A 24,433-nucleotide genomic window follows, 5' to 3' on the forward strand; every position below is an offset into this window, starting at 1 on the left:
GGCGCGGCCGGGTCCTATGTGGCGTCGGGGTCCGCCGGGTCGCGGACGGCGACGATCAGCTCGATCTCGACCGGCTGGTTGAGCGGCAGCGACGAGGTGCCGATGGCGGAGCGGGCGTGCCGGCCGCGTTCGCCGAAGACCTCGGTCATCAGGTCGGAGAAGCCGTGCATCACCGCGGGCTGCTCGAAGAAGCCGGGCGCGCTGTTGACGAAGCCGAGCGCCTTGACGATGTAGTCGACGCGGTCCAGGCTGCCGAGCGCGTCGCGGACGCTGCGCAGCAGCTGGATGCCGGTGGCGCGGGCGGCCTCGTACCCCTGCTCGATCGTGACCTCGGCGCCGAGCTGGCCGCGGAAGAGCAGGTTGCCGTCGTTGTCCTCCGGGCCGTGGCCGGAGACGAAGAGCAGGTCGCCGTGGCGGCGGGTGGGCACGAGGCCGGCGCCGCGCCGGACCTTGGTGGGCAGCTCGATGCCGAGGGCGGCGACGCGGGCTTCCGCGCTGCTCATGGGATTACCTCCTGGTCGGTGGGCGGGTCGTTCTCCTGAAACCGGTGCAGCCAGGGCGAGTCGCGTCCCTCGGCCGGCCCCGCGGCGTCGGGGTCCAGCACTCGGCCGCGTACGACGGTGAGCACGTGCCGCAGCCGGGTGCCGCCGGTCAGCGTCTCGCCGGTCATGTCGCGCAGCCGCAGCGGCTCGTCGACCGGGCGCAGTACCGCGACGTCGGCCGGCCCGCCGACCGCGAGGCGGCCGAGGTCGGGCTCGCCGAGCACGTCCGCCGGGGCCCGGGTGGCGCGGGCGAGCACCTCGTGCAGGGGCAGCCCGAGCGCCAGGAACGTCTCCAGCACGCGCAGCAGGTCGGGCACCGGGCCGGAGATGCTGTGGGCGTGGATGTCCGAGCTGATGGTGTGCGGCGCCAGCCCGGCGTCGAGCGCCACGCGCGCGGTCCGGTACGCGAGGCTGGCCCCACCGTGCCCCACGTCGAGCCGGACCCCGCGGTCGACCGCCTCGCGCACCTGCGGGCGGATGCCGCCGGCGGGGGTGAGGACGTGGCCGCCGGGGTGCGGGTGGAAGCAGTGCGTGAGGATGTCGCCGGCGCGCAGGTGGGGCAGCACCTCGGTCAGCGTGGGCGGGGCCATGCCGAGGTGCACCATCAGCGGTACGCCGAGCGCGTCGGCCGCCTCCCGGGCGATCGGCAGGACGACCGGGCCGCTGTCGCCGCAGGCGTTGGCGCTGGCCCGGAGCTTGACGCCACGGATCGCCCCGGGCAGTTCCCGGCCGGCGCGGAGCACGGCCGCGAGGTCGGCGAGGCGCGGGTCCCAGAGTTCACCGATCTCGCGGGTGGGCATGTCGGCGGCGGCCAGCCCGATGTACGAGAGGTTGAGGAACGGCCGGATCCGCACGGCCGCGCGCTCGACGACGTCGCGCACCAGCCCCTCGATCGTGCCCGCGCCGGCGGTGCCGGCGTCGACCCAGGTGGTCACGCCGCTGCGGGCGGCGACCCGGTCGGCGGTGATGCCGAGCCGGCTGCCGGCGCGGTACACGTGCGTGTGCAGGTCGACCAGGCCGGGCAGGACCAGCGCGCCGTCGAGGTCGACCGTGCGCCGGGCGGGGCGTTCCGGCGCGGCCGGGGCGAGGTGGGCGATCCGGTCGCCGGCGACCCCGACGGTGACCGGGGCCGTGGCACCGGTGTCGAGGTCGAGCAGCCGCCCGCCGGTCAGCAGCAGGTCCAGGTCGGTCACCGGGCACCACCGCCGTCCAGGCCGGCGAGCGCCGGCACCAGGCGGTCGAGGAGGACGTCGAGCTCGCCCGGGTCGTCGAGCGTGAACGGGTTCACGTACGCGGTGCGCGGCCCCCGCTCGCCGTGTCCGATGTGGATGGCGGGGTCGCCGTCCGCGAGCCGCCGCGCCAGCTCCGCGGCGGGGGCGGCGGCCGGTCCGTCCCAGGCGAAGAAGGCGCGCGGGTACGCCTGGCCGAGCCGCCCGGTCGGCTCCCGCCAGGCGCGGATCCCGGGTACCGCGCCGACCGCCGCCAGGACGCGGTCGACCTGGGCCTCCCAGCGGGCCCGCTCGGCGTCCCAGTCCAGGCGCAGCGCCCGCTCGACGGCGGCCACCAGGCCGAGGACGTTCTCCTTGCTGGTCTTCATGGTCCGGCCGATGGCGTGGTTGGGGTACGCGTGTGCCCGGCCGGTGTCGACCAGGTCGCGGCGGCCGAGGACCAGGCCGCTGGACTGCGGGCCGCGCAGCCCCTTGCCGCCGCTGAAGAGGGCGAGGTCGGCGCCGAGCCCGGTGTAGTGCCAGAGGTTTTCCACCGGCGGGAGCTGGGCGGCGGCGTCCACGATCACCGGTACGCCGGCCTCGTGCGCCAGGTCGACGACCTGCTCCAGCGGCAGGGCGTACCGCTCGAACTGGGTGCCCGCGAAGTAGACCACGGCGGCGGTCCGCGGCCCGAGCTCGGCGGCGATCTGCCACGGGTGGGTGGCGTCGCCGTACCCGACCTCGACCACCTCGGCGCCGGCCTGCGCGACCGCCCGGTCGTACGGGTTGCGCTGGCAGCGCAGCAGGACGACCCGGCGGCGGTCGGTGCGGTGCGCCGGCGTACGGTCGACGGCCGCCGGGTCCGCGCCCGCGATGCACGCCGCGACGCTCAGCGCGAGCCCGGCCGCGGCGCCGTTGACGACGAGGGCGGCCTCGTTGTGGGTCAGCGCGGCCAGGTGCTTTCCGGTCGCGGCGAGCAGCTCGGCCACGTCGACGTGGTGCGCCGCGGCGTCGGCCATCGCGGCGCGCACCTCGGCCGGGAGCGCGCCGCCGCCGAGCAGCGTGTACGTGTCGGCGGCGTTGACCACGCGGCGCAGGCCGAAGCGGGCGAACGCGGCCGCCGCCCCAGCGGCGCCCGAACCGCCACCAGCGGCGTCCGGACAAGGCTCAGAAGCGCTCATACCGCTCGTACACGTCCTTGAAGCTGACCCCGGCCCGCAGCTCGGCGCGGACCTTGTCCTCGGTGACCTTGATCTTCTCCGCCTCGGTGACCACGTCGGCGACGTGCGCGGCCGGGATGACCAGCACCCCGTCCTCGTCGCCGAAGATCCAGTCGCCGGGGTCGACCCGGACCCGCGCGCTCAGCGTGCCGCTCATCGAGATCGGGATGCCGAAGTCGTAGACCCGCCAGGTGCCGTCCGACTCGACCGGCGAGGTGTACCGGCAGAACACCGGCCAGTCGGCCATCTGCCGCAGCAGCGGGGCGTCCCGGGTGCCGCCGTCGATCACCACGCCGAGCGCCCCCTTGCTCTGCGCGGCGGTGCTGAGCAGTTCGCCCCAGTGCCCGGTGCGGGACTCGCCGTTGGTCTGCACGACGACGACGTGGTCGGCCGGGATCGCCTCCAGCATCGCGAAGTCGCGGACGTTGGGGCGCTCGTACTCGCGCTTGGTGCTGCGCGGCTCCACGCCGCCGATGATCGTGTACGCCGGGCCGGCCACGACCATGCCCCGCTCGAGCGGCTTGATGCCGAGGTCGAGGCACTGCCCGGCGATCCCCATGTCCCACATCACGTCGTACACGGATGCGGTGTAGAGCGCGCGCAGGCGGCGCGCCAGGGCCGCCCTCGCGTCGGGGTCGTCGGTGCTCATCGCGGTGTCTCCTCGGGGTTGTGCGTTGGGGTGGGGCGCGCCTCGTCGACGCGCCCGAAGTGGACAGTCGCCTCGTCGGCGCGCAGCCGGTGGACCTTCTCCTCGTCGACGGTGACGCCCAGGCCGGGCCCGTCCGGTACGACGAAGGCGCCGTCCACTGTGGTCAATGGCTGGACGAGGACGTCGTCGGCGTGCGCGGTGTACGTGGAGTCGGCGGCGAGCCGGAACGCCGGCAGGGTACTGGTCAGCTGGAGCATCGCCGCGGCCTTGACGCCGAGGTCCCAGCCGCAGTGGTGGGCGAGCGGGGTGTGCAGCTCCTCGGCGAGCGCGGCCGACCGGACCAGGCCGAGCAGCCCGCCGGCGGGCTCCAGGTCGACCACGGCGGCGTCGACCGCGCCGGTGGTGAGGCAGCGGGCGAGCCCGCCGGCCGGGTACGCGTCCTCGTTGGCGGCGATCGGCACGGTGCCGCGGTGCCGCAGGGCCCGCATGCCGTCGAGGTCGCCGACCGGCAGCGGCTGCTCGACGTACTCGACCGGGAGCCCGGCCAGCCCGTCCACGAGGCGGGCCGCGGTGGTGCGGTCGAAGCCCTGGTTGGCGTCCAGGCGCAGGGCCAGCCGCCCGCCGGTCGCCTCGACCACGGCGCGGACCCGGGCCAGGTCGGCGTCGAGGTCGGCGCCGATCTTCAGCTTCAGCACCCGGAAGCCGTCGCCGAGCACCCGCCGGGCCACCTCGACGGCCTGCTCCGGCGCTGTGATGCCCAGGCAGTACGCGACCGGGACGCGGTCCCGGATCCGGCCGCCGAGCAGCGCCGACACCGGCTGGCCGAGGCGCTGGCCGTGCAGGTCCCACAGCGCCATCTCCAGCGCGGAGGCGAGCGCCGGGCGGCCGAGGTGCGGCCAGTACGGCGAGTCCACGGCCCCGACCAGCGCGCGGATCGGGGCCGGGTCGCGGCCGACGACGAGCGGCGCGAGCAGTTCGTCGACGAGCACGGTGTCGAGGCGGGGCGGGAAGCCGGTGTTCATCTCGCCCCAGCCGGTCAGGCCCGTGTCGGTGCGGACGGCGACCAGCAGGCTCTCGGCGGCGCTCACCCCGACCGGGTCCTGGCTGCCCCGGTACGGCGCGACGCCGCCCTCGGCGAGCGGGCGCACCGGCACCCGCACCCGGAACGACTCCACCGCGACGACCTTCACGCCCCGCTCCCCCGTTCCGCGTCGCGCTCTGCCACGGTGCCCAGCGGCCGGAACGCCTGCGCGGCAAGGCCGCCGTCGACCGGCACCACGGCCCCGGTGACGTAGGCGGCGGCCGGGCTGGCGAGCCAGTGCACCACCTCCGCCACGTCCTGCGGGGTCGCCGGCCGGCCCAGCGGTACCGCCGCGTCGATCTCGGCGCCGACCCGCCGCCGGCGCTCCGCGCCCTGCGGCCCCAGCCACCGGTCCCAGGCGGCGGTCACCACGAAGCCCGGGGCGACCGCGTTGACCCGCACCCCGTACGGGCCGGCGTCGAGGGCCAGCGCGTGGGTGAGGTTTTCCAGCCCGCCCTTGGCCGCCGCGTACGCCGCCTGCCCGGGCAGCGGCCGGCCGCCGTGCACCGACGAGACGTTGACGACGGCCGCGCCGGGCTTGGCCAGCAGCGGCCAGCACGCCCGGGTGACCAGGAACGCGCCGGTCAGCCCGGCGTCGAGCACCCGCCGCCACTCGCCGTCGGACAGCTCGAAGAAGGGGCGCTCCACGGCCACCGCCGCGTTGTTGACCACGACCCGCAGGCCTCCGCCCACCTCCGGCCCGATCCGCGCGGCCAGCGCCGCGACGGACGCCGGCTCACCCACATCCACGGGTACGGCGATCGCGTCGCCCAGTTCGTCCACCGTGGACAATGCCGCGGCTTCGTCGACGTCGGCCACCACGACCGCGTGGCCGGAGGCGGCGAAGCGGTGCGCGATGGCCCGCCCGATCCCCCGCCCGGCGCCGGTGACCAGCGCCCACGGCCGCTCGCTCATCCCTTCACCGCCCCACTGGCCAGCCCGCTCACGAAGTGCCGCTGCACGAGCAGGAAGAGCACCGCGATCGGCACGGTGAGCACGGTGGCCGCGGCCGTGGTGGCGCCCCAGTCGGTGGTGACGTTGTTGGCGAAGTCGGTCAGCCCGATCGGCGCGGTCTTCGACTGGTTGGTCAGCGTGATGACGGAGGCGAGGACGAACTCGTTCCACGACTCCAGGAACGCGAAGATGGCCACGGCGGCCAGGCCCGGCGCGGCGACCGGGAGCACGGTGGCCGCCACCGCCTCGACCCGGGTGCAGCCGTCGACCTGGGCCGCCTCCTCCAGCTCGACGGGGACGGCCGCGAACGCGTTGCGGGTCATCCAGACCACCAGCGGCAGCACCGTGGTCAGGTGCACCAGCGCGAGGCCGGCGATGGTGTCGAGCATGCCGAGCGAGGAGACCAGCCGGTACAGCGGGAGCAGCAGCACGGTGACCGGCAGCAGCTGCCCGGCGAGGATGAGGACCGCGACCGCCCGCGAGCCCCGGTACCGCAGCCGGGCCAGCGCGTACCCGGCGCTGCCGCCGACGATGAGCGTGACGACGGTGACCAGCAGCGCGACCAGCACGCTGTTGACCATCGTTCGGGGCAGGTCGGACTCGGTGAGCACCCGCGTGTAGTGGTCCAGCGTCGGGCGGCTGGGCAGCAGCCGGGGCGGGATCTGGAAGATCTCGCCGGAGGGCTTGACCGACGTGGCGAGCATGACGGCCAGCGGCGCCAGGGCCCAGGCGACGAGCGCCAGGAGTCCGATGTGGACGGCGACCGCGGTGCCGCGGCGGCGCAGGCTCCGGTTCATGCCTCGTCCACCTGGGACCGTCGCGCGTAGAGGCCGACCAGGAGCATGGTGACCGCGAGCTGGATGACCGCGACCGCGTACACCGAGGCGTAGTTGCCGCTCTTGAAGGCCTGGTAGATGGTGACCGGCAGGATCGTGGAGGCGCCCGCCGGGCCGCCCCGGGTCACCACCCAGATGATCACGAACGAGTTCAGCGCCCAGACCGTGATGATCAGGACCAGGATGAACGTCACGCCGCGCAGGGCGGGCAGCACCACGTAGCGCAGGATGGCGAACGGTCCGGCGCCGAAGAGGCGGGCCGCCTCGAAGCGTTCGGCGGGGATCGCCTGGAGCCCGGCCGAGACGAAGAGCATCACGAACGGGAACGTGGCCCACACCTGGATCGCCGCCAGCGCGGGCAGCACGACGTGCGTGTTGGAGAGCCAGTCGACCGGCCCGTCGACGATGCCGAGCCGGCGCAGCGCCTCGTTGAGGAGGCCGAAGTCGCGGCTCAGGTACCACTTCCACACGGTCGCCGAGACGATGGCGGGCGTGATGTACGGGATCAGCAGCAGCGACCGCCACACCCCGGGCAGCCGTACCGAGCGGTGGGCCAGCAGCAGCGCGGCCGCGTACCCGATGACGAGCGCGCCCACGACGGAGAGCACGACCCAGACGGCGGTGTTGCGCAGCATCTGGCCGAAGGCCGGCGAGCCGGCCAGGTCGCGCAGCGCGTCCCAGCCGGAGGCGGAGAAGCCGCCGACCACGACGGTGACCATCGGCAGGCCGGCGAGCGCCACCATGACGAGCACCGCGGGCGCGGTGAGCGCCCGGCCGGTCCACGCCCGGCGGGCGTCCGCCCGGGGTGCCCGGGCCGGTGCCGTGACGCTCACCGCCCCACCTCCTTCTTCGTGGCCCGCCCGGGGGTGCCGTCCCGGGCGGGCGTCCACGTGGCTCGCCTCTGCATCGCTGCGGTCATCGCTACGGCTTGAGCACCTTCGCCGCCTGGTCGGCGACCTGCTGTCCGGCGCTGGACGCGCTGGTCCGGGCGAGGCCGACCGACTGCTGAGCGCTGTAGATGGTGGCGGTCAGCTCGGTCATCCCGGCGTACCCGGGGTTGGGCTTGGCGTGCGCGAGCTGGTCGAAGAACGGCTTGATCAGCTCGCCGGTGAACTTGGGGTCGTTGCCCGCGCTGGTGCGCGCCGGGAAGGTCTGGGTCAGCGCCGCCATGTTTTGCGGCTGGGCGAGGAACTCGACGAACTTGCGGGTGTCGTCGACGTTCTTCGTGCCGGCCGGGACCAGGAACGAGAAGCCGTCCGCGCTGACCGTGCCGGGGCCGTCCACGCCCGGATAGAGCGCGGTGCCGAGGTTGATGCCGGCCTGCTGGATCGGGGTGACGTCGAACGCGCCGCCGACGTACATGGCGACCTTCTTGTTGATGAACAGGTCGCGCAGGCCGGTGTTGTCGACCTCCAGCGAGGACTTGCTCGCCCAGCCGTCCACGATGGACGACCCGATGAGGTCGAGCGCCTCGCCCGCCTTGGCCGGGTCCACCCGCACCGCCGAGCCGTCGACGGCGAAGTCGCCGCCGTAGGTGAAGTACTGGTCGATCCAGCGGGTGGCCGTGTTGGCGTCGTTGCCGAGCGGCCAGGCCGTGCCGCTGACGCCGTTCGCGGTGAGCTTCTTGGCCATCGTCTCGAACTCGGCCCACGTCGCCGGCGGTGTGCTGTACCCGGCCGCCGCGAGCATGTCCTTGTTGTAGATCAGCGCCGAGCCGTCCCACCGGAACGGGACGCCGTAGAGCTTGCCGTCCAGCGTCACCGCGTCCAGGGCCGACGGGAGGAAGTCGTCCCGGGCCATGCTCCCCGTGTACCAGGACGAGACGTCCAGGAGCTGCCCCTTGGCCGCGTACAGCCCGGTGCGGGAGGTCAGCTCGGTGATCACGTCCGGCGCGGTGCCCGACTCCAGCGCGACCCGGATCTTGTCGGCCATCGTCTCCCAGGTGGTCTCCACGATCGTGACCGTGGTACCCGGGTTCTGCTGCTCGAACTCGGTGGCCAGGCGCTCGGCCTGCTCCTTGTCCCAGTTGGGCGACCACCAGGTGACGGTGTGCGCGGCGGCCGGGTCGTCGTCGGACCCGCCCGAGGCGAGCGCGACGGCGACGACGGCGACGATCACCACGACGACCGCGGCCACGCCGGTGACAAGCTTGGCTCTCAACGACACGACGCACCCCCACGGGGCAGGCTGGTGAGCCCTTCACGACTCCAGCAGACAGTCATAATTACACCCATTTTTCGCTTTTTGCGGTATTTATGTCTTGAAAGCGGCCGATTTCGGCCGTCCGCCGTGCGTTCCCGCGGTCCCCCCGGCCGCGGGCATCGCCGACCACGCGGCCATCGGCCGGCGTTGACCTGCCGGTACCCGATGACAGCGCTGTCTTTCTCGCCATTGGGCAAGGATGCCCACGTAATGTCAGCGCTGTCAAGCTTCCTGGAAAGTTTGACAAACGGTGGCCGGCATCCCAGACTCGGTAACGATGACAGCGCTGTCCCACCCGGCCGCTCCGGGCCCGGCGGGCACTCCCCGGCCGCGCACCGGCCGGCCCACCATGGCCCAGGTCGCGGAGGCCGCCGGCGTCAGCCCGAAGACGGTCTCCCGCGTGATCAACGGCGAGCCCGGCGTCGTCGCCACGACCGCCGAGCGGGTCGAGCGCGCCATCGCCCAGCTCGGCTACCGGCACAACCACGCCGCCGCCAGCCTCGCCCGCGGCCGCACCCAGGACACCGTCGGCCTGGTGATCGAGGGCATCGCCGGCCGCTTCTACGCCGAGCTCGCCTCCGGGGTCGAGGAGGTGGCCCGGGCGCACGGCCAGCAGCTGCTCATCGCCTCGTCGGAGGAAAACCCGGACCGCGAGCGCGAGACCATCCTCGCCCTCGCCAGCCGCCAGGTCGGCGGCATCATCGTGGTCCCCCGCTCCGGCGACCACCGCTACCTGCGCACCGAGCTCCGCTCCGGCCTCGCCGTCGTCTTCGCCGACCGCCCGCCGCAGCGCATCAAGGCCGACTACGCCCTGGTCGACAACGTGGCCGGCGCCCGCGAAGGCGTCACCCACCTGCTCCGGCAGGGGCACCGCCGGATCGCCTTCATCGGCAACGAGCTGGCCGTCGCCACCAGCGCCGACCGGCTCGAGGGGTACCGCCAGGCCCACCGCGACGCCGGCGTCGACGTCGACCCCGCCCTGGTCGTGCTCGGCCCCACCGACGTGCCCAGCACCGAGGCCGCCCTCACCCGGCTGGCCACCCTGCCCGACCCGGCGACCGCCGCCTTCACCCAGAACAGCCGGCTCACCATGGGCGCCTGGCGGGCCATCAAGCAGCTCGACCGCCCGGTCGCGCTGGTCGGCTTCGACGACTTCGACCTCGCCGACGTCATCGACCCGCCGGTCACCGTCGTCGCCCAGGACCCGGTCGAGCTCGGCCGCCGCGCGATGCACCTGCTGCTACGCCGCATCGCCCACCACAACGCCCGCCACCACCACGACATCCTCCCCACCCGCCTGGTGGTCCGCGGCAGCGGCGAGATCCCGCCCCCGCGACGTTGATCAGGGAGTTCGTGGGCGGGTCGCCCGGCGCGCCGCTCCCTCGAGTCCCTGATCAACCACGCCGGGCCTACGCCGGCCGGGCGGGCGGCGCGGAGCGGCCGAGGACCTTGAGGTCGCCGGGGCCGAACTCCTCTTCGACGGCCTCCGCGTCGAGACCCGCCGAGCGCAGGATGTCGATCATCGCTTGCCGCATGACGCCGGTCACCCGGCCGAGGTGCCAGACGGCGGGCGCGGTCGGGTCGGCCAGCATCGCCTCGGCCGCGTCGGCGAGCAACTCCTCGGCGGGCGTCCAGGTGACCAGCACGCCGTCCTCGACCGCCCGGACGCCGAAGCCGCCCGGGTCGCCGTCGCCGAAGGTGCGGGCCGGGAGCCCGGCGCGGCGCAGCACCCGGTCGACGTCGTGGGCCAACCGCTCATCGGTCATGACACGTGATGCTAGGCCCTGCGCGGCCCGCCTCGGGGCGGTGGGAGCCGGCGCTTGAGCCACCAGCCGAGCACCGGGGCGGCGAGCAGCATCACGAACAGGCGCAGGACCTGGACGGAGGTGACGTACGCGACGTCGGCGTCGCCCTGGATGGCGGCCGCCAGCACCGCGTTGAGGCCGCCCGGGGTGGTGGCGAGGTAGCACTCGAAGAACGGGCGGCCGGTCCACCAGGCCATGCCGGCGCCGATCGCCGCGCAGCCGCCCATGACCGCGAGGATCGCGACCATGATGGCCGGCAGGCTGCGCGCGGCCAACCGGAGGCGGGCCAGCGAGAAGCGGAGCCCGACCTGCAGCCCGACCACCAGGAACGCCACGTCCTGGAGCAGCACCGGCGTGGGCCGGACCAGGCCGGGCCAGAGGATCGCGACCGCCGCGGCCAGCAGCATCGGGCCGAGCAGGGCGCTCGACTGGAGCCCGACCAGCGCGGCCACGCCCGCACCCACGCCGGCCACGACCGCGCAGAAGAGCAGCCCCTCCAGCACGTGGCTGGCGGCGACCGGCGGTCCGGCCCGCGCACCGCCGGCGGTACCGGCGGCGACCAGGCCGGTGACGAGCGGGATGGAGAAGATCACGACGAGCACCCGCAGGTACTGCATGATGGCGACCAGCGACGCGTCCGCGCCCGCCTCCTCGCTGACCACGACCACGCCCGACGCGCCACCGGCGATCATGCCGAACGCACCGGTCGGGCGGTCGATCGCGGTCGCCTTCGACAGCACGAAGCCGGCCGCCACGCTGAGCACCAGCGTGGTGACGAGGGCCACCGCGACGGCGAGCCCGTCCGCCGCGACCGCCTTGATCACGTCCACCGTGACGGTCTGGCCGATCGCCACCCCCACCACGGCGAAGGCGGTGTGGCCCAGCCGGGGCGGGATCTCCAGCGCGAACCGGCCGGACAGCGCGGCGGCCAGGCCGGCCACGAGACCGGCGAACAGCGTCGGGCCGGGGAGGCCGAGCAGCGCCAGGGGGTACGCCAGGACCCCGCTCGCCGCGACGACGGCAAGCCAGCGGACGACCGACGCGGCGCTCATGACCGCCCGACTATATCCGTAGCCAAGCTAACGATCTGTGCGGACGAGGTGTGGCACCGGTTACCCCACGACGGTCAGCAGATGCGTGGCAGCTGCTCGCCGACCAGCATGTCGACCACGCGGGTGGAGCCGACCAAAGTGCGGGCGGTGACCCGGCCGGCGGGTGTGGCGGCGACCGTGCCGATGGCCCGGGCGGACCGGGCCGTCGCGCATCGCGGCCAGTACGGCGTCCGCGGCGGGCGGGGCGACGAGCGCGACCAGGCAGCCCTCGTTGGCGGCATGGCCGGCCGGATGTCCGCGCCGACGGTGGTCATGCGGTGTCGCCGCCGCCGGCGGCTCGGGGCGGCGACGCGGATCCGGCCGGCGTGGGTGCGTGGCGCAGGAGTTTGCGAAGGTCGGTGCGGCTCGTAATACCGAGCTTGGCGTAGGCACGGGCGAGGTTGTTGTTGACCGTGGGCACGGCTAGTTGCAGCCGGACGGCGATCTCCGGGCTGGTGTGGTGAGCCGCCAGCAGGACCACCTCCCGTTCGCGTGGGGTCAGTCGGGTGGTGAGCGACGGGGGCAGCAGCAGCGGTGTGCGGGCGGTGGGGTGATGGGTGCGCAGGTGGGCGGCGGCCGCCTCCGCCAGGCTGGCCCGCGTGGGGCGGCCATGCCGGTGGTGGCGGTGTGCGGCGGCCGTGTAGACCTCCGCGGCGTGCAGGTCGTAACCGCGATCCATGAGTTCCGCCGCGGCTGCGTCCAGCGTCGCGCCCCCGTCTCGGCTGGCCAGCGCCCGGGTGGTTCCGGCCAGGAGCTGAGCGAGGTTGTGTTCGATAGCGTCGAGGCGGGTGAGATCTGTGCGGGCGCCGAGGCGTACCAGGTCGAATAGGGCGATGGCTTCCACGGCGGGCATGCAGACGGCGCGGGCGAGGTCGGCGGCGGTCGTGGCCGCCGCGGCCGCGGCCGCCAGGTTGCCCTGGGCGTATGAGTTCCAGGCGCGCCAGTTGTGGATCCACGGGTGCAGGAATCGGTCGGAGGGGTGGGCGAGGTCGTCGGCCCGGGCCAGGAAGGTTGGCGCGGCCGGGTCGCCGCGAAGCGCCGCGACCGCGGCGTGGGCGGCCAGGCAGCAGCGGGCTAGCCGGTAGGTGTCATTGACCTCGTACCCGGCCGTCGCCTCGGCGAGGAGCCGGTCCGCCTGCGCCAGGTGACCGCGGGCGGCAGCGGCGAGCCCGCCGTAGAGTGCCCAGCCGCTGAGCATCATCGCGGCGCCACCATCGAGCGCGGCGCGGTAACCGGCTGCGGCGATCGCCTCGGCGGCTGCGGGCTGCCCGTCGGCCAGGTGTGCCAGGCACCTGCCGACGTCCACCTCGACAGTTGCCCAGGGAAGCGCAGCGGCGTGCGCGATGGCAAGTTCGGCGCCGCGGCAATGCATCTGCTCGGCCAGGTCAAGATTGCCCAGGAACCCGTTGGCGGCGGTGCCGGCCGCGGCGGCCCAGACGATCGACCGCGGGTCGGCGTCAGTGCGGTCCATGACCTCGGCGGCGACTCGTGCCGCGTCGCGGAATCGGGCGCCGAAAAACAGCAGCCACGAGCGGCAAGCCTCGGCGGCATGGTGGCCGCCGGCGTAGTCGAGGGTCGCGTGGGCCGCTTCGGCGTCGTCGCCTGCCCAGTACAGCGCCTCTGCGCGGGTGATCGCCCAGGGCACCCGATCAGCGATGTCCGCCGGGGGTGTGGGGGCCAGCACCCGCAGGGCTTCTGCCCGGTGTCCCCGGTAGGCGAGGATCTCCGCAAGCAGCCGGTCGGCCTCGAAGGTTGGTTCGGCGGCGCGGGCGGCCCTGGCCAGCCGTTCGGCCAGACTCAGGTCGGCGTGCCCGACGGCCTGCCACGCTCCGGCCCGGACCAGGTCCGGCCGGCTGATCGCGCCCCCCTCCACCTGCCACACCGCGGCCAGCATGGTGTCCTCCCGCCGCCGCAACGGCGTGGCGAGCAATCGCTGCGCCAGAGCCCGGTAGGCGCGGGTAGCTCGGGAGACCGGCAGGCGGCGTAGCGCCTCGCCGTATATGGGGTGGTCGAGCCTGGCCTGGGCGCGGGCGCCGGAGCGTTGTACCACGATCAGGCCGCTGTCTTCGGCGGCGATCAGTGCCGGTAGCCCGGCCAGTTGCTCGAGGATCGGCACGGCCAGGGGTTCACCGCACGCCACCAGCTCGACGACGTAGCGGGTGGCCGGCTCGAGCCGGTCCAACCTGGCCGAGACCAGGTCCAGGAGGCCACCGGGTTGGGAACCGTGCAGGAGCTCCCGCAGGGCCAGCGGGTTTCCGCGCGCGGTCTGGTGGAGGCGCCGCCGGCCGCGGCGGTCGAGGTTGGTTGGCCCCTCATGGTCTATCAGCCGGTCGATGACCTCTTCGGGCAGACCGGGTAGCTCGATATAGCGGGCGTTGCCTTCCTTCCACAGCCGTACCAGCCCGTCCGCGACCGGCTCACCGATCCGAAAGGTCATGACTACGAAGGCGGCATGGCTGGTGACCAGGTGGGCGACCAGGGTGGCGGAAGCGTCGTCGAGCAGGTGGGCGTCGTCTACGCCGACGGCGACCTGGCGCCTCCCGCCCCAGCTGCGCACGTGGGCGGCGGTGGCGCGGATCAGCTCCAATGCCCCGACTGCGCGAGCGTCGTCGGGCATCAACCCGGCCACCGCACTGAGCGGAACCTTGCTGGCGGCAGCCGTCGCACTCACCCACGCGGTACGCCCGCACCTCAATGCGGCCACGGCCTGCCGGGCCAGCCGGGTCTTGCCCATCCCGGCCGGCCCGGTCAGTACCACCGCGTCCACATCAGGTCCGGTGAAAGCGGAGTCGATCATGGACAGTTCGGCCTCGCGCCCCTCAAACGGCCATGCCCGCATCTATACCTCCCTCTGCTCAAAGAAGGTTCGCGGCCACGCCCAAGCTGGATGAGCACATGGGGATGATTTTTAGGTATGCGAATTGATCTGGCGCAATGGCGACTCTTGCCACCCGGCCACGTGTCCCGGATGCGGCGCTCCTGACCGGCGCGCACGTGCGTCAGGCCGGTGTCGGCCCGGCGACGATCGGGTCAGCCCGCTTGATCTGGGTGGCTGGCGGCGTTGGTGGCACGGTCAGGACGTCACGAACGACCGTGGTCGAGGAAATCGACAGCTTCGACCAACTAGACACCGTGATAGGAGACAGACGTGCACGCAGAGCCCAGACCCGCCCGGCTTAAGAAGCGCCGGGGAACAATGATGCAACGGGCGTTTGCGGTGGCCGTCGCCGCCGCCGTGCTGCTGGGGCTGATGGTCGCTCCGGCCCAGGCACAGATAGCGAACGGCCCGGTCCGGCTCAAGAGCAACACCAACTCAAGCTACTGCCTGTCCATCCTGGCCTACGGTCAGGACGACGGCAACCACATCGTTCACTGGGACTGCTACGGCGAGCCCAACGAGGTCTTCACCCTGGTGTATGCCGGGGTCATCGACGTCGTTCCCTGGTGGCAGCAGGCGCTTGGGCTGCCAAGCAGCCTGGCGGACGTCTACCAGATCCGCAGCAGCTGGAGCGGCAGGTGCATGTCCGCCGAAGACGGGGACACCAACAGCGGAACGACGGTCGTCCAGTACGGGTGCAACAACAGCCGGTCGCGGCTGTGGGTGCCCGTCTCGCGCGGGGGAAGCAACTACAGCTTCGTCAACGCCAACACCCTTGCCGGGATCTTCAACAACCCTCGGTGCCTGGACGTCCCGGGTGCCACCAGCGGCAGGACGAGCATGCAGATCTGGACCTGCAACCAGGAGACCGGCGCGCAGACCTTCACCCTCCAACCAGCGTGATCGTTGCGGCACGCCCCTGGCCAGAGATTCGTGGATCAGCTTGATTCACGATAACCGATCGGCATGACGAGACACGACGAAAGCGCCCCTCCCGGCCGGGAAATCGGGTTCGCGTAGAACCCGATCGACCAGCCGGGAGGGACGCTCTCATTGCAGGCATCTCATCGCCGGCCGGCCCCGGTCCGCACCGGCCTCTGAACGGTGCGCTCAGATCGCCTCCAGACCTCCGTGACCCCGTGTTTTCGGGATGCGTCCACCCGCGTTTCGCGTGAACCACACGTGGCAGAGACGATCCCACGACCGACGTAACTCAGCGAGCAGCTCCACCAGGACGGACCTCTCCGGGTTCCCGTGTGCTACGAGCCGGACGCGGTGTCGGGGTTTTCGATCCGGCCATGGTCGCTGATGTGCGGGTGGGGTGGTGTCTGGGTGGGGTACGGATGTGGTCGCGGGCTGGTTACGGATGTGGTGGTTCCGGTTGGGGCGTGAGGCTCGTGGCATGAGTTCTCACGTCGAGGTGGCCGCGGTGCGGGCGGTGGCGGTGACGAAACGGTTCGGTGTCGGGCCGGCGATGGTGACCGCGTTGGATGGGGTGACGGTGGCGGTGCCGGCGGGCCGGTTCACCGTGGTGATGGGGGCGTCGGGTTCGGGCAAGTCGACGCTGTTGCATTGTCTGGCCGGTTTGGACCGGGTCGATTCCGGTGTGGTGTACCTGGGGGACGTCGACCTTACTGGTTTGTCGGAGCGGGCGTTGACTCGGCTGCGGCGGGATCGGGTCGGGTTCGTGTTCCAGTCGTTCAATCTGCTTCCGACCTTGACCGCGGGGGAGAATCTGCTGCTTCCGTTGCGGATCGCCGGTCGGGTGCCGGACCGGGCGTGGACGGACCGGGTCGTGGATGTGGTCGGGTTGCGCGACCGGTTGGCGCATCGCCCGGCGGAGCTGTCCGGTGGTCAGCAGCAGCGGGTGGCGGTGGCGCGGGCGTTGGTCGCGCGGCCGGCGGTGGTGTTCGCGGACGAGCCGACCGGCAACCTGGACTCGCGCGCGGCCGCTGATGTGCTGGCCCTGCTGCGCCGGTGTGTGGACGAGTTCGGGCAGACGGTGGTGATGGTGACCCATGATCCTGTTGCCGCCGGCTACGCGGACCGGGTGCTGCTCGTGGCGGACGGGCGGGTGGTCGACGAGGTGGATGCGCCGAGCGTGGCGATGATTCACCGGCGGCTGGGTGGGGTGTCGTCGTGATCTGGCGGCTGGTGCGGCGGGAGTTGGCGATGCGTTCGCGGCGGGCGGCGCTGACCGGTGTGGGCGCGGTGGTCGGGGTGGGGTTGATCTGCGGGACGTTGGTGCTGTTGGAGACGGTGGCGGCGACCGCCGGGGCGGACGAGGACGTGCGCCAGCTCGGCCAGCTCGTGCTGGTGGCCGGGGTGGTGGCGGTGCTGGTCGGCGCCGTTCTGATCAATGCCGCGTTCACGGTGACGGTCGCGCAGCGGACCCGGGAGCTGGCGCTGTTGCGGTGCCTGGGCGCCGACGGCGGCCAGTTGCGGCGGCTGGTCGGGCTGGAAGCGCTGGTCATTGGTGGGCTGGCCGGGTTGGTCGGATTGGGCGCCGGGGTCGGTGTCGCGGCCGGGCTGCGCGCGTACGTGAACTCGGACCTGTTCCCCAGTGGTGATCTGTCCGGCAGCGGGTTGGTCGTGTCGGCGCGGACGGCGGTGGTGTCGCTGCTGGTCGGCTGCGGCGTGACGGTGCTGTCGGCGCTGGCCCCGGCCCGCCGCGCCGGGCGGACCGCGCCGCTGGCCGCGCTGCGCGCCACCCCCGGCTCGGTGCGGCGGGCCGGCCAGGTCCGGCTGGTGGTCGGTGGTGTGGCTGTGGTGCTGGGGGTTGCCGCGGTGCCGTTCGCGGCGGTCGCCGGGCCCGGCGTGCTGCTGCTGCCGGCTGGCGTGCTGACGCTGCTGGGGCTCCGGCTGGTCGGCGCGCGGGTCGCCGGGCCGCTGGCCCGCCTGGTCGGGATACCGGTGGCGCGGACCCTGCGCCTGCCCGGCGCGTTGGCCCAAGCGAACACGGCGCGCAACCCGGAGCGAACCGCCGCCACCGCCTCGGCGTTGGCGATCGGTCTTGCCCTGGTCAGCTTCGTGCTGGTGCTTTCCGCGTCGACCAAGGCCGCGATCGAAGACGAGGGGGCCCGCACGCCCGAGCTGCATGTGCGGTACGAGCCGCGGGCCGGTGAGCGGGCCGGGATCGGGGCCGATGTGGTAGACCGGCTGGCCGGGTTGCCGGAGCTGGCCGCGGTCGCGCCGCTTCGGTCCGGCGAGGCGACCGTCGCGGGGCGGCCCGACCGGGTGACCGCGGTGGATCCGGAGCGGTACCGGCGGGCACAGCCGCTGAAGGTCGTCGCCGGCAGCGTCACCGACCTGGCCGCCGGCGGGCTCGGGGTCACCGAGCGGGTCGCCGCGACGCGGGGGTGGACGGTGGGCACGCCGGTGCCGGTGCGGCTCCCGGGCGGTGAGCGGACGTTGACGGTGCGGGTCGTGTACGCCGGTAACAGCTACCTGCCCGGCGCGGGCGACTACCTGATGGCGCAGGCGGACTACGCCGCCCTCGGCGGCGACCCGACCGTGCGTGACGTGCCGATGGCCGCCCGGGACGGCGTACCAGCCGGGGCCGTGCGGGCCGCGGTCGCGCGGGTGCTGGCTGTCGATCCGGCGCTGACCGTCGAGGACCGCGGCCAGGCCCGGCAGCGCTACCTCGGGCAGATCAACCGCTCGACATCGTTGTTTCTCGCCCTTGCCGGGCTGGCCGGGGTGGTCGGACTACTCGGCATCCTGACGACGACGGCACTGTCCATCGTGGATCGGGCACGGGAGCTGGGCATGCTGCGCGCGGTGGGCATGGCCCGCCACCAGATCCGGTTGATGATCCGCGGCGAGGCGCTCATCGTCGCGCTCCTCGGTGTGCTCGGCGGCGGCGGACTCGGGCTGCTGTTTGGCTGGGGCGCCGCCCGGGTGCTGGCCGGCTCGTCCTCACCGACCCGGTTCACGGTGCCGACCGCCGCCCTTGCCGCCGTCGCGGCAGCGGCCGCCGTCGCGGGGGTCCTCGCCGCCGCGCTGCCGGCCCGTGCGGCGAGCCGGATCGAGGTGTTGGGTGCCATCGCCACGGAATAGCCGCCGTAGGATCGGGCTCGTGCGCCGCGATGAGCGCTGGCTGATGCTGCTGGGCTGCCTGGGCCCGGCGGAGTTCGCGGGCCTGCTGTGGCTGGCCGAGCGCACCCCGTCACCGCCGCTGCCGGTAGCCGTTCCAGTGGCCTCGCTGGTGATCGCCGCGGCGGTGGGGCCGTGGATCGCGTTGGCCGCCGGGCGACTGCACACCGAGCCGTCCGCCGGCCGGGCGCTGCGTCGAGTGATCGGCGTCGCGGCGCTGATCGCCGCAGCGGGCACCGTCCTGGCCGCGCTGATCGGCACCGACAGCGCGGACGAGTCGTCATCAGTGGCACTGCTAGCCATCCTCGTCGCCGGGGCGCTCGCGCTCGTCGGCGCGGTGCTGCTGCCGTGGACGTTCCTGCTGGCCCGGACGCTGACCACCGAACGCGCCGCACGGGCCCGCGCTGAGGAACGCGCCCAGGTCGCCACCCACCTGCACGACTCCGTGCTGCAGGCGCTCACGCTGGTCTACAAACGGGCCGACGATGCCAGGGCGGTCCGCGCCCTGACCCGCGCCACCGAGCGGGACCTGCGGGCCTGGCTCTACGGCACCCCGCCGGCCGGTGACGACCTCGCCACGCAGCTGCGTCAGGTGGCCGCCCAGATCGAGGACCGCTACGACATCACCGTAGGACTGTCCACCGTGGGCACCTGCCAGCTGACACCGCCGGCCCAGGCGTTCCTCGGCGCGGTCGGCGAAGCCCTGACCAACGCGGCCAGACACGCCGCCGTGCCACAGGTCTCGGTATACGCCGAGGTGGCCGACACCGAACTGCTCGCCCTGGTCCGCGACCGAGGACGCGGATTCGACCCGGCCGTCCACACCGGACCCCACCAGCGCGGCATCGCCGACTCCATCGAAGCCCGGATACGCCAGCACCGCGGCACCGCCACGATCCGGTCCGCACCCGGTGACGGCACCGAGGTGGAACTGCACATGCCTCTGGACGGTCCCCGATGAGCGAGCAGGGCGAACAACAGATCCGAGTGTTCATCGTCGATGACCACTGCGTCGTGCGTTCCGGCGTACGGGCCGAGATCGGCGACACCGTCGTGGTCGTCGGTGAGGCAGGCGACGTCGCCTCGGCGGTCTCCGGCGTCCGCACCCTCCAACCCGACGTGGTGCTGCTGGACGTCCACCTGCCCGACGGCGGCGGACGGGCGATCCTCGACGCGGTCGCTCCCAGCCACCCGCACATCCGCTTCCTCGCCCTGTCCGTCTCCGACAGCCCGGACGACGTCCTGGCCATCGTCCGCGCAGGCGCCCGAGGCTACGTCACCAAAGCGATCACCGGACCCGACCTGTGCCAGGCCATCGCGCGGGTACACGCCGGCGACGCCTACTTCTCACCCCGCCTGGCCGTGTACGTCCTGGACGCCTTCCGCGGCACCGACCCGGTACCCCACCCGGACCTGGACCGGCTCACCAGTCGCGAGCGTGACGTACTGCGCCTGATCGCCGCCGGATACACCTACCCCGAAGCCGCCACCCGCCTGCACATCTCATCCCGCACGATCGAAACCCACGCCGCCGCCGTACTCCGCAAACTCCAACTGTCCAACCGCCGCGAGCTCGCCCGCTGGGCCAAAGCCAACCACCTCACCTGAGAGCACACATTCAGCACGGTCAACCGCCTGGCTGATCCGGCCGTAGTAGACCTGCGGCCGGTCGCCGCTGGCCCGGAAGCCGAAGCCGGCAGCCCGGCCACGGGAGCACCGGCGACGCTGGGCCCGGTGCGGCCGGCTGGCCTAGCGGTCCAGCAGGCGGCGGGGGTTGCGTACCGCGATCTGATCGACGAGGTCCGCGTCGCCGCCGGCGAGCCGCGCGATGGCCGGCAGGATGCGGCGAAACAGGTGCTGGTAGCCGTTGCCGCCGTTGTGCCGCAGGTTGGCCTGGGTCCACACGTCGGCGCCGATCACGAGCTGGTCGGCGTATCCCCGCTCGATGAGCCAGCCGACCATGGCCAGGCGCTCCGCGTCGGTCGGGTTCCGCACCGACGGGTCGCCGTAGTAGAAGTCCGAGCCGAACGTGTCGTACCCGAGGACGGCGCCGCGCCGGGCGATCTCGGCGTGGTAGTCGGGGTCGAAGTGCTCGTCGAGGTGGCCGAGGATGACCCGGTCGGCGGGCATCCCCTCGGCGACCAGCTCGTCGAGCACGTCGAGCCCGGCCCGGCCGCGGAAGGAGAGGTGGACGTAGACCGCGGCCCCGGTCCGCGCGCCGGCCCGGCCGGCCGCCCGCAGCACCCGCCACTCGGCGTCGGTCACCGGGTAGCTGGTGCCGATCTCGCCGAGCAGCGCCGGCCGGATGCCGGTCCCGTCGATCCCGCGGGTGAGCTCCTCGACCATGCCCTCCGCGAGCTGGTCGACGTCGGCGCGGCGGACCGCCTCGGGCATGGTCTGCTCGACGTACCAGCCGCCGCCGACGCAGACGTGCACGCCGCTGCGGCGCGCGATGTCCGGCAGCTCCGCCAGGCGCCGGCCCATCCCGGGCAGGGTCAGCTCGACGACGGCGCCGGCGCCGTCCGCCTTCGCCGCCACGAGCTCGGCGACCGCGACGTCCGGGTCGTGCAGGACCAGGTTCTCGGGTACCGAGAGCGCGTTCCAGCGCAGGTAGCCCATCAGCTCCGGGCCGATCGGCACGCCCTCCGGGGGCGGCTCCGGCGACGGCTTGCCCCACAGCCGCAGGTCGCTGAGGAGGTGTTCGTGCATCGACGTCAGGCCGAGCGCGTCGGCGGGTACCGGTCCGAGGACGGTGTGTATCGGCATCGGCGGTCCCGTCAGCGGGTGGCGATCAGAAAGCGGGCGACCCGTTCGCCGATCACGACGGCGGGCATGGCGGTGGTCGCGCGCGGGACGGTCGGCATGATCGAGCAGTCGGCGACGAAGAGGTCCGCGACGCCGTGTACCCGGCCGTCGTGCCCCACCACCGCGTCGGGGTCGGCGGCCGGACCCATCTTGCAGGTACCGACCGGGTGCCAGTAGTTGTCGGGGTTGGCCCGGATGTGGCGCAGGAGCGCGGCGCGGTCGGCGACGTCCGGCCCCGGCCGCAGCTCGCTCCCGACGACGTCGCGCATGCCGGGCGAGGCGGCGATGGCCCGCAGCTGCTCGATGCCCTCGGCGAGGACCTGGGCGTCGTGCCCCTCCGGGTCGCCGAGGAAACGGTGGTCGATCAGCGGCTTCTCCTCGGGGTCGAGCGAGCGGATCCGGACGTGGCCGCGGGAGCGGGGCAGCAGGGCGCCGACGCCGCAGCTCCACCGCTTCTCCTTGCCCCTGTGGGTGGGGCTGTACGGCAGGAAGTGCATGTCGAACACGTCCGGGTCGAAGCTCGACGCCGCCTTGGCCATCGCCTGCTCGTCGGGGGCCCAGCCGCCCGCCCGCAGCCGGCTCATCGCCGCGCTCATCGCCTCCGAGCCGGCCCAGCTCATCAGCAGGAACGGCTGGTCGTGCAGGTTTTCCCCGACCCCTGGCAGGTCGGCGACGACCTCGATGCCCAGCTCCTTGAGCAGGGTCGGCTCGCCGATGCCGGAGCGTTGCAGGACCTGGGGCGAGTTGTACGCGCCGCCGCAGACCACCACCCGACCGGCGCGGACGACGTGGCTCTGGCCGTGCCGGAGCACCACGACGCCGGTGGCCCGGCCGTTGCGGACCAGGACCCGGTCGACGTGCGCCCGCCCGGCGATGCGCAGGTGTTCCAGGTGCCGGACCGGGTCGAGGTACGCGAAGGCGGTGTTCCACCGGACGCCGTCGACGATGTTGTTGTCCTCGGGCGCGAACCCGGTCGTCTGGTCCAGGTCGTTGAGCGTCTCCAGCCGGGGCAGGCCGATCGCGGAGCCGGCGTCGTACCAGGCGCGCTGCCACGGGGTCAGCTCCTCGGCGCGGTACCGCTTGACCCGCATGATCCGGGTGGCCTCGGCGAAGAGCGGGCGCAGCTCGTCCGCGCTCCACCCGGGGTTGCCGGCGGCGGCCCAGGCGTCGTAGTCGCGCCGGTGGCCCCAGGTCTGGGTGGTGCCGTTGAGGTCCGAGCAGCCGCCGATGGCCCGGGCCCGCTCGAAGGCGACCCTGGTCGGCAGCGTGTCGCCGGAGTCGTAGCCCCAGTCGTGGGAGCGGCCGAGCCGGGTCGCGTCCAGCAGGTCCGCGGGCCACGCGGCGGATCCGAAGGGGCCGAAGTCGGGGCCGGCCTCCAGCACCAGCGTGTCCACCCCGGCCAGCGCGAGCCGCGCCGCGATGACGTTGCCGCTGGTGCCGCCGCCGACGACGACGGTGCCGGCCTCCCGCGGAAGATTCTCGGCCAAGACAGCCCTCTCTACTCGAAGTCGGGTCCGTGGACCACGGTGCCGCCCACGACGGTGCGTGCCACGGGGCGGGCGGCGGCCTCGGCCAGCTCCGCCAGGGGCGCGGTCAGCGGGTCGACGGGCAGTTCGGCCCAGTCGGCGAGGTAGCCGGGGGCGAGCCGGCCGCGCTCGTGCTCGGCGAAGCAGTAGTACGCGGCCGAGGTGGTGTACATCGCGAGCGCCTCGGCCGCGGTGACGGCCTGCTCGGGCCCGAGCGGCCCGGGGCGCCCGCGGACCCGCCGGCCGCGCGCCTGCCACATGCCGAACAGCGGGGCCATCGGGAAGTCGGGGCCGTCGGAGCCGCCCGCGACGGTCACGCCCGCGTCGAGCCAGTCGCGCAGCGGCGCGAGGGGGACGCCGTCGCCGAACTGGTCCGCGATGCCCGCGCCGACCCGCCACTGCATGGAGGGCTGGCTGGAGAGCAGGACGCCCAGGCGCGCGGCGCGGGCCATGTCGGCGGGCGACGGCCACAGGTACGAGTGCATGATCGAAAACCGTAGGGGTGCGATCGGGTGGCGCGCGTCGACGCGCTCGAAGTGGTCCAGCGCGAGGGTGACGGCGGCGTCCCCCACGGCGTGGACGGCGACCGAATGGCCGCGCTCGGCGCAGCCGGCGACGAGTGCCGCGAAGGTGTCTTCGGGGCAGGTCAGGTTGCCGTGGTACGCGCCGTCCCGGCCGGGCCAGGGCCGGGAGATGAGCGCGGTGCCGAAGCCGCCGGCGCCGTCCAGGTAGATCTTCAGCGGGCCGCGGGTGAGGCGGCCGCAGTCGCCGCCGGGCCAGGCGAGCAGGTCGTCGAGGGGCACACCCGCTCTGGCCAGGGGCATGCCCGTGGTGCGCAGCGTCAGCCAGCCCTCGGCCGCGGCCGCGCGGTACACCCGCAGCTCGCCGGGGACGAGGCCGGGCTCGGTGGCGCTGGTGATGCCGAGGCCGTGCAGGTAGGGCTGCGCCTCGGCCAGCGCCGCGCGCAGCTCCCCGTGCCCGAGCGGCGGGACGTGGCCCAGCACGAGTTCGGCGGCGGGGCGTTCGACCAGGATCCCGGTCGGCGTGCCGCGCCGGTCGCGCTCGATCCGGCCGCCGGCGGGGTCCGGGGTCCGCTCGTCGACGCCGGCCCGGCGCAGCGCCGCCGAGTTGGCGATCGCGTCGTGGGTACGGCGGTCGAGGACGACGGCCGTGTCGCCGGTGACCTTGTCGAGGTCGTACCGGTCCGGCAGCCGCCCCTCGGCCAGGTCCTCGGCGTGGAAGTGGGCGCCGACGACCACCCAGTCCAGGCCCGGCCGCTCGGCCAGCCACGCGCCGATCCGCTCGCAGACCTCCGGGATGGAGCCGGCCTCGGCGATGACGAGCCGGCGCCGCTCCACCCCGACGGTCAGCGTGTGCAGGTGCGAGTCGAGAAAACCCGGTACGACGGTGCCGAGCGCCTCGACCTCGCCGGTGCCGGCCGGTGCGGCCGCGCGTAGCTCGGCGCGCCCGCCGACCGCGGTGACCCGCCCGTCCGCGACGAGCATCGCCTCGGCGCGCGGCCGGGGGGGGGGGGGGGGGGG

General features: G+C 73.7%; 22 protein-coding genes. 6 read left to right on the forward strand and 16 right to left on the reverse strand.

Annotated elements, in window-relative coordinates:
• Positions 1-14 precede the first annotated feature (14 nt).
• The 9 genes from RB614_RS03750 to RB614_RS03790 form a co-directional block, all read right to left on the reverse strand.
• Positions 15-503: a RidA family protein gene (locus RB614_RS03750; protein ID WP_308710905.1), complete on the reverse strand. Its 489-nt coding sequence runs from the start codon at positions 501-503 to the stop codon at positions 15-17.
• Positions 500-1,735 (reverse strand): amidohydrolase/deacetylase family metallohydrolase, encoded by a 1,236-nt coding sequence (locus tag RB614_RS03755; RefSeq protein ID WP_308710906.1) that lies wholly within the window; start codon positions 1,733-1,735, stop codon positions 500-502. Before RB614_RS03755 ends, RB614_RS03750 begins: the two co-directional genes overlap by 4 nt.
• Positions 1,732-2,931 (reverse strand): aminotransferase class V-fold PLP-dependent enzyme, encoded by a 1,200-nt coding sequence (locus tag RB614_RS03760; RefSeq protein WP_308710907.1) that lies wholly within the window; start codon positions 2,929-2,931, stop codon positions 1,732-1,734. The genes RB614_RS03755 and RB614_RS03760 overlap by 4 nt, the downstream gene beginning before the upstream one ends.
• Positions 2,918-3,619, reverse strand: coding sequence for an RraA family protein (locus RB614_RS03765; protein WP_308710908.1), 702 nt, complete (start codon positions 3,617-3,619; stop codon positions 2,918-2,920). The genes RB614_RS03760 and RB614_RS03765 overlap by 14 nt, the downstream gene beginning before the upstream one ends.
• Positions 3,616-4,809 carry a mandelate racemase/muconate lactonizing enzyme family protein gene (locus RB614_RS03770; RefSeq protein ID WP_308710909.1) on the reverse strand — a complete coding sequence of 398 codons (1,194 nt, stop codon included), beginning with the start codon at positions 4,807-4,809 and terminating at the stop codon, positions 3,616-3,618. The genes RB614_RS03765 and RB614_RS03770 overlap by 4 nt, the downstream gene beginning before the upstream one ends.
• Entirely contained in the window at positions 4,806-5,615 is an 810-nt protein-coding gene (locus RB614_RS03775; RefSeq protein WP_308710910.1) for an SDR family NAD(P)-dependent oxidoreductase, read from the reverse strand. The genes RB614_RS03770 and RB614_RS03775 overlap by 4 nt, the downstream gene beginning before the upstream one ends.
• Positions 5,612-6,451, reverse strand: coding sequence for a carbohydrate ABC transporter permease (locus RB614_RS03780; RefSeq protein WP_308710911.1), 840 nt, complete (start codon positions 6,449-6,451; stop codon positions 5,612-5,614). The genes RB614_RS03775 and RB614_RS03780 overlap by 4 nt, the downstream gene beginning before the upstream one ends.
• Entirely contained in the window at positions 6,448-7,323 is an 876-nt protein-coding gene (locus RB614_RS03785; protein WP_308710912.1) for a carbohydrate ABC transporter permease, read from the reverse strand. Before RB614_RS03785 ends, RB614_RS03780 begins: the two co-directional genes overlap by 4 nt.
• Positions 7,324-7,411: 88 nt before the next feature.
• Complete coding sequence (locus tag RB614_RS03790; RefSeq protein ID WP_308710913.1) at positions 7,412-8,650, reverse strand: ABC transporter substrate-binding protein; 1,239 nt, start codon at positions 8,648-8,650, stop codon at positions 7,412-7,414.
• 319 nt (positions 8,651-8,969) lie between these two features.
• Between RB614_RS03790 and RB614_RS03795 the strand changes: the two genes are divergently transcribed.
• Positions 8,970-10,034, forward strand: coding sequence for a LacI family DNA-binding transcriptional regulator (locus tag RB614_RS03795; protein WP_308710914.1), 1,065 nt, complete (start codon positions 8,970-8,972; stop codon positions 10,032-10,034).
• A 67-nt stretch (positions 10,035-10,101) separates the two neighbouring features.
• Here the strand turns inward: RB614_RS03795 and RB614_RS03800 are convergent, their stop codons facing one another.
• From RB614_RS03800 to RB614_RS03815, 4 genes are all read right to left on the reverse strand, one after another.
• A complete protein-coding gene (locus RB614_RS03800; RefSeq protein WP_308710915.1) occupies positions 10,102-10,458 on the reverse strand; it encodes a hypothetical protein in 357 nt (118 codons plus the stop codon).
• An 11-nt stretch (positions 10,459-10,469) separates the two neighbouring features.
• A complete protein-coding gene (locus tag RB614_RS03805) occupies positions 10,470-11,549 on the reverse strand; it encodes an AbrB family transcriptional regulator (protein WP_308710916.1) in 1,080 nt (359 codons plus the stop codon).
• Between the two features lie 74 nt (positions 11,550-11,623).
• A complete protein-coding gene (locus RB614_RS03810; RefSeq protein WP_308710917.1) occupies positions 11,624-11,863 on the reverse strand; it encodes a hypothetical protein in 240 nt (79 codons plus the stop codon).
• Positions 11,860-14,427, reverse strand: a complete 2,568-nt coding sequence (locus RB614_RS03815) for a helix-turn-helix transcriptional regulator (RefSeq protein ID WP_308710918.1) — start codon at positions 14,425-14,427, stop codon at positions 11,860-11,862. Before RB614_RS03815 ends, RB614_RS03810 begins: the two co-directional genes overlap by 4 nt.
• 360 nt (positions 14,428-14,787) lie before the next feature.
• On the opposite strand from RB614_RS03815, the gene RB614_RS03820 reads away from it, so the two are divergent.
• The 5 genes from RB614_RS03820 to RB614_RS03840 all read left to right on the forward strand — a co-directional run bounded on the left by RB614_RS03820 (position 14,788) and on the right by RB614_RS03840 (position 20,169).
• Positions 14,788-15,369 carry an RICIN domain-containing protein gene (locus RB614_RS03820; protein ID WP_308710919.1) on the forward strand — a complete coding sequence of 194 codons (582 nt, stop codon included), beginning with the start codon at positions 14,788-14,790 and terminating at the stop codon, positions 15,367-15,369.
• 499 nt (positions 15,370-15,868) lie between these two features.
• A complete protein-coding gene (locus RB614_RS03825) occupies positions 15,869-16,609 on the forward strand; it encodes an ABC transporter ATP-binding protein (RefSeq protein ID WP_308711149.1) in 741 nt (246 codons plus the stop codon).
• Positions 16,606-18,525, forward strand: a complete 1,920-nt coding sequence (locus RB614_RS03830) for an FtsX-like permease family protein (RefSeq protein ID WP_308710920.1) — start codon at positions 16,606-16,608, stop codon at positions 18,523-18,525. The genes RB614_RS03825 and RB614_RS03830 overlap by 4 nt, the downstream gene beginning before the upstream one ends.
• Before the next feature lie 19 nt (positions 18,526-18,544).
• Positions 18,545-19,522, forward strand: a complete 978-nt coding sequence (locus tag RB614_RS03835; RefSeq protein ID WP_308710921.1) for a sensor histidine kinase — start codon at positions 18,545-18,547, stop codon at positions 19,520-19,522.
• Positions 19,519-20,169, forward strand: a complete 651-nt coding sequence (locus RB614_RS03840) for a response regulator (RefSeq protein WP_308710922.1) — start codon at positions 19,519-19,521, stop codon at positions 20,167-20,169. Before RB614_RS03835 ends, RB614_RS03840 begins: the two co-directional genes overlap by 4 nt.
• A gap of 141 nt (positions 20,170-20,310) precedes the next feature.
• Here the strand turns inward: RB614_RS03840 and RB614_RS03845 are convergent, their stop codons facing one another.
• The 3 genes from RB614_RS03845 to RB614_RS03855 are packed head-to-tail and all read right to left on the reverse strand — an operon-like array spanning position 20,311 to position 24,397.
• Complete coding sequence (locus RB614_RS03845; protein WP_308710923.1) at positions 20,311-21,327, reverse strand: phosphotriesterase family protein; 1,017 nt, start codon at positions 21,325-21,327, stop codon at positions 20,311-20,313.
• Positions 21,328-21,338: 11 nt separating this feature from the next.
• Positions 21,339-22,853 (reverse strand): GMC family oxidoreductase, encoded by a 1,515-nt coding sequence (locus RB614_RS03850; RefSeq protein ID WP_308710924.1) that lies wholly within the window; start codon positions 22,851-22,853, stop codon positions 21,339-21,341.
• Positions 22,854-22,864: 11 nt separating this feature from the next.
• Complete coding sequence (locus RB614_RS03855; protein ID WP_308710925.1) at positions 22,865-24,397, reverse strand: amidohydrolase; 1,533 nt, start codon at positions 24,395-24,397, stop codon at positions 22,865-22,867.
• Between the last annotated feature and the right edge of the window lie 36 nt (positions 24,398-24,433).

Origin of the sequence: Phytohabitans maris (assembly GCF_031085175.1) — a bacterium.
GTDB lineage: Bacteria > Actinomycetota > Actinomycetes > Mycobacteriales > Micromonosporaceae > Phytohabitans > Phytohabitans maris.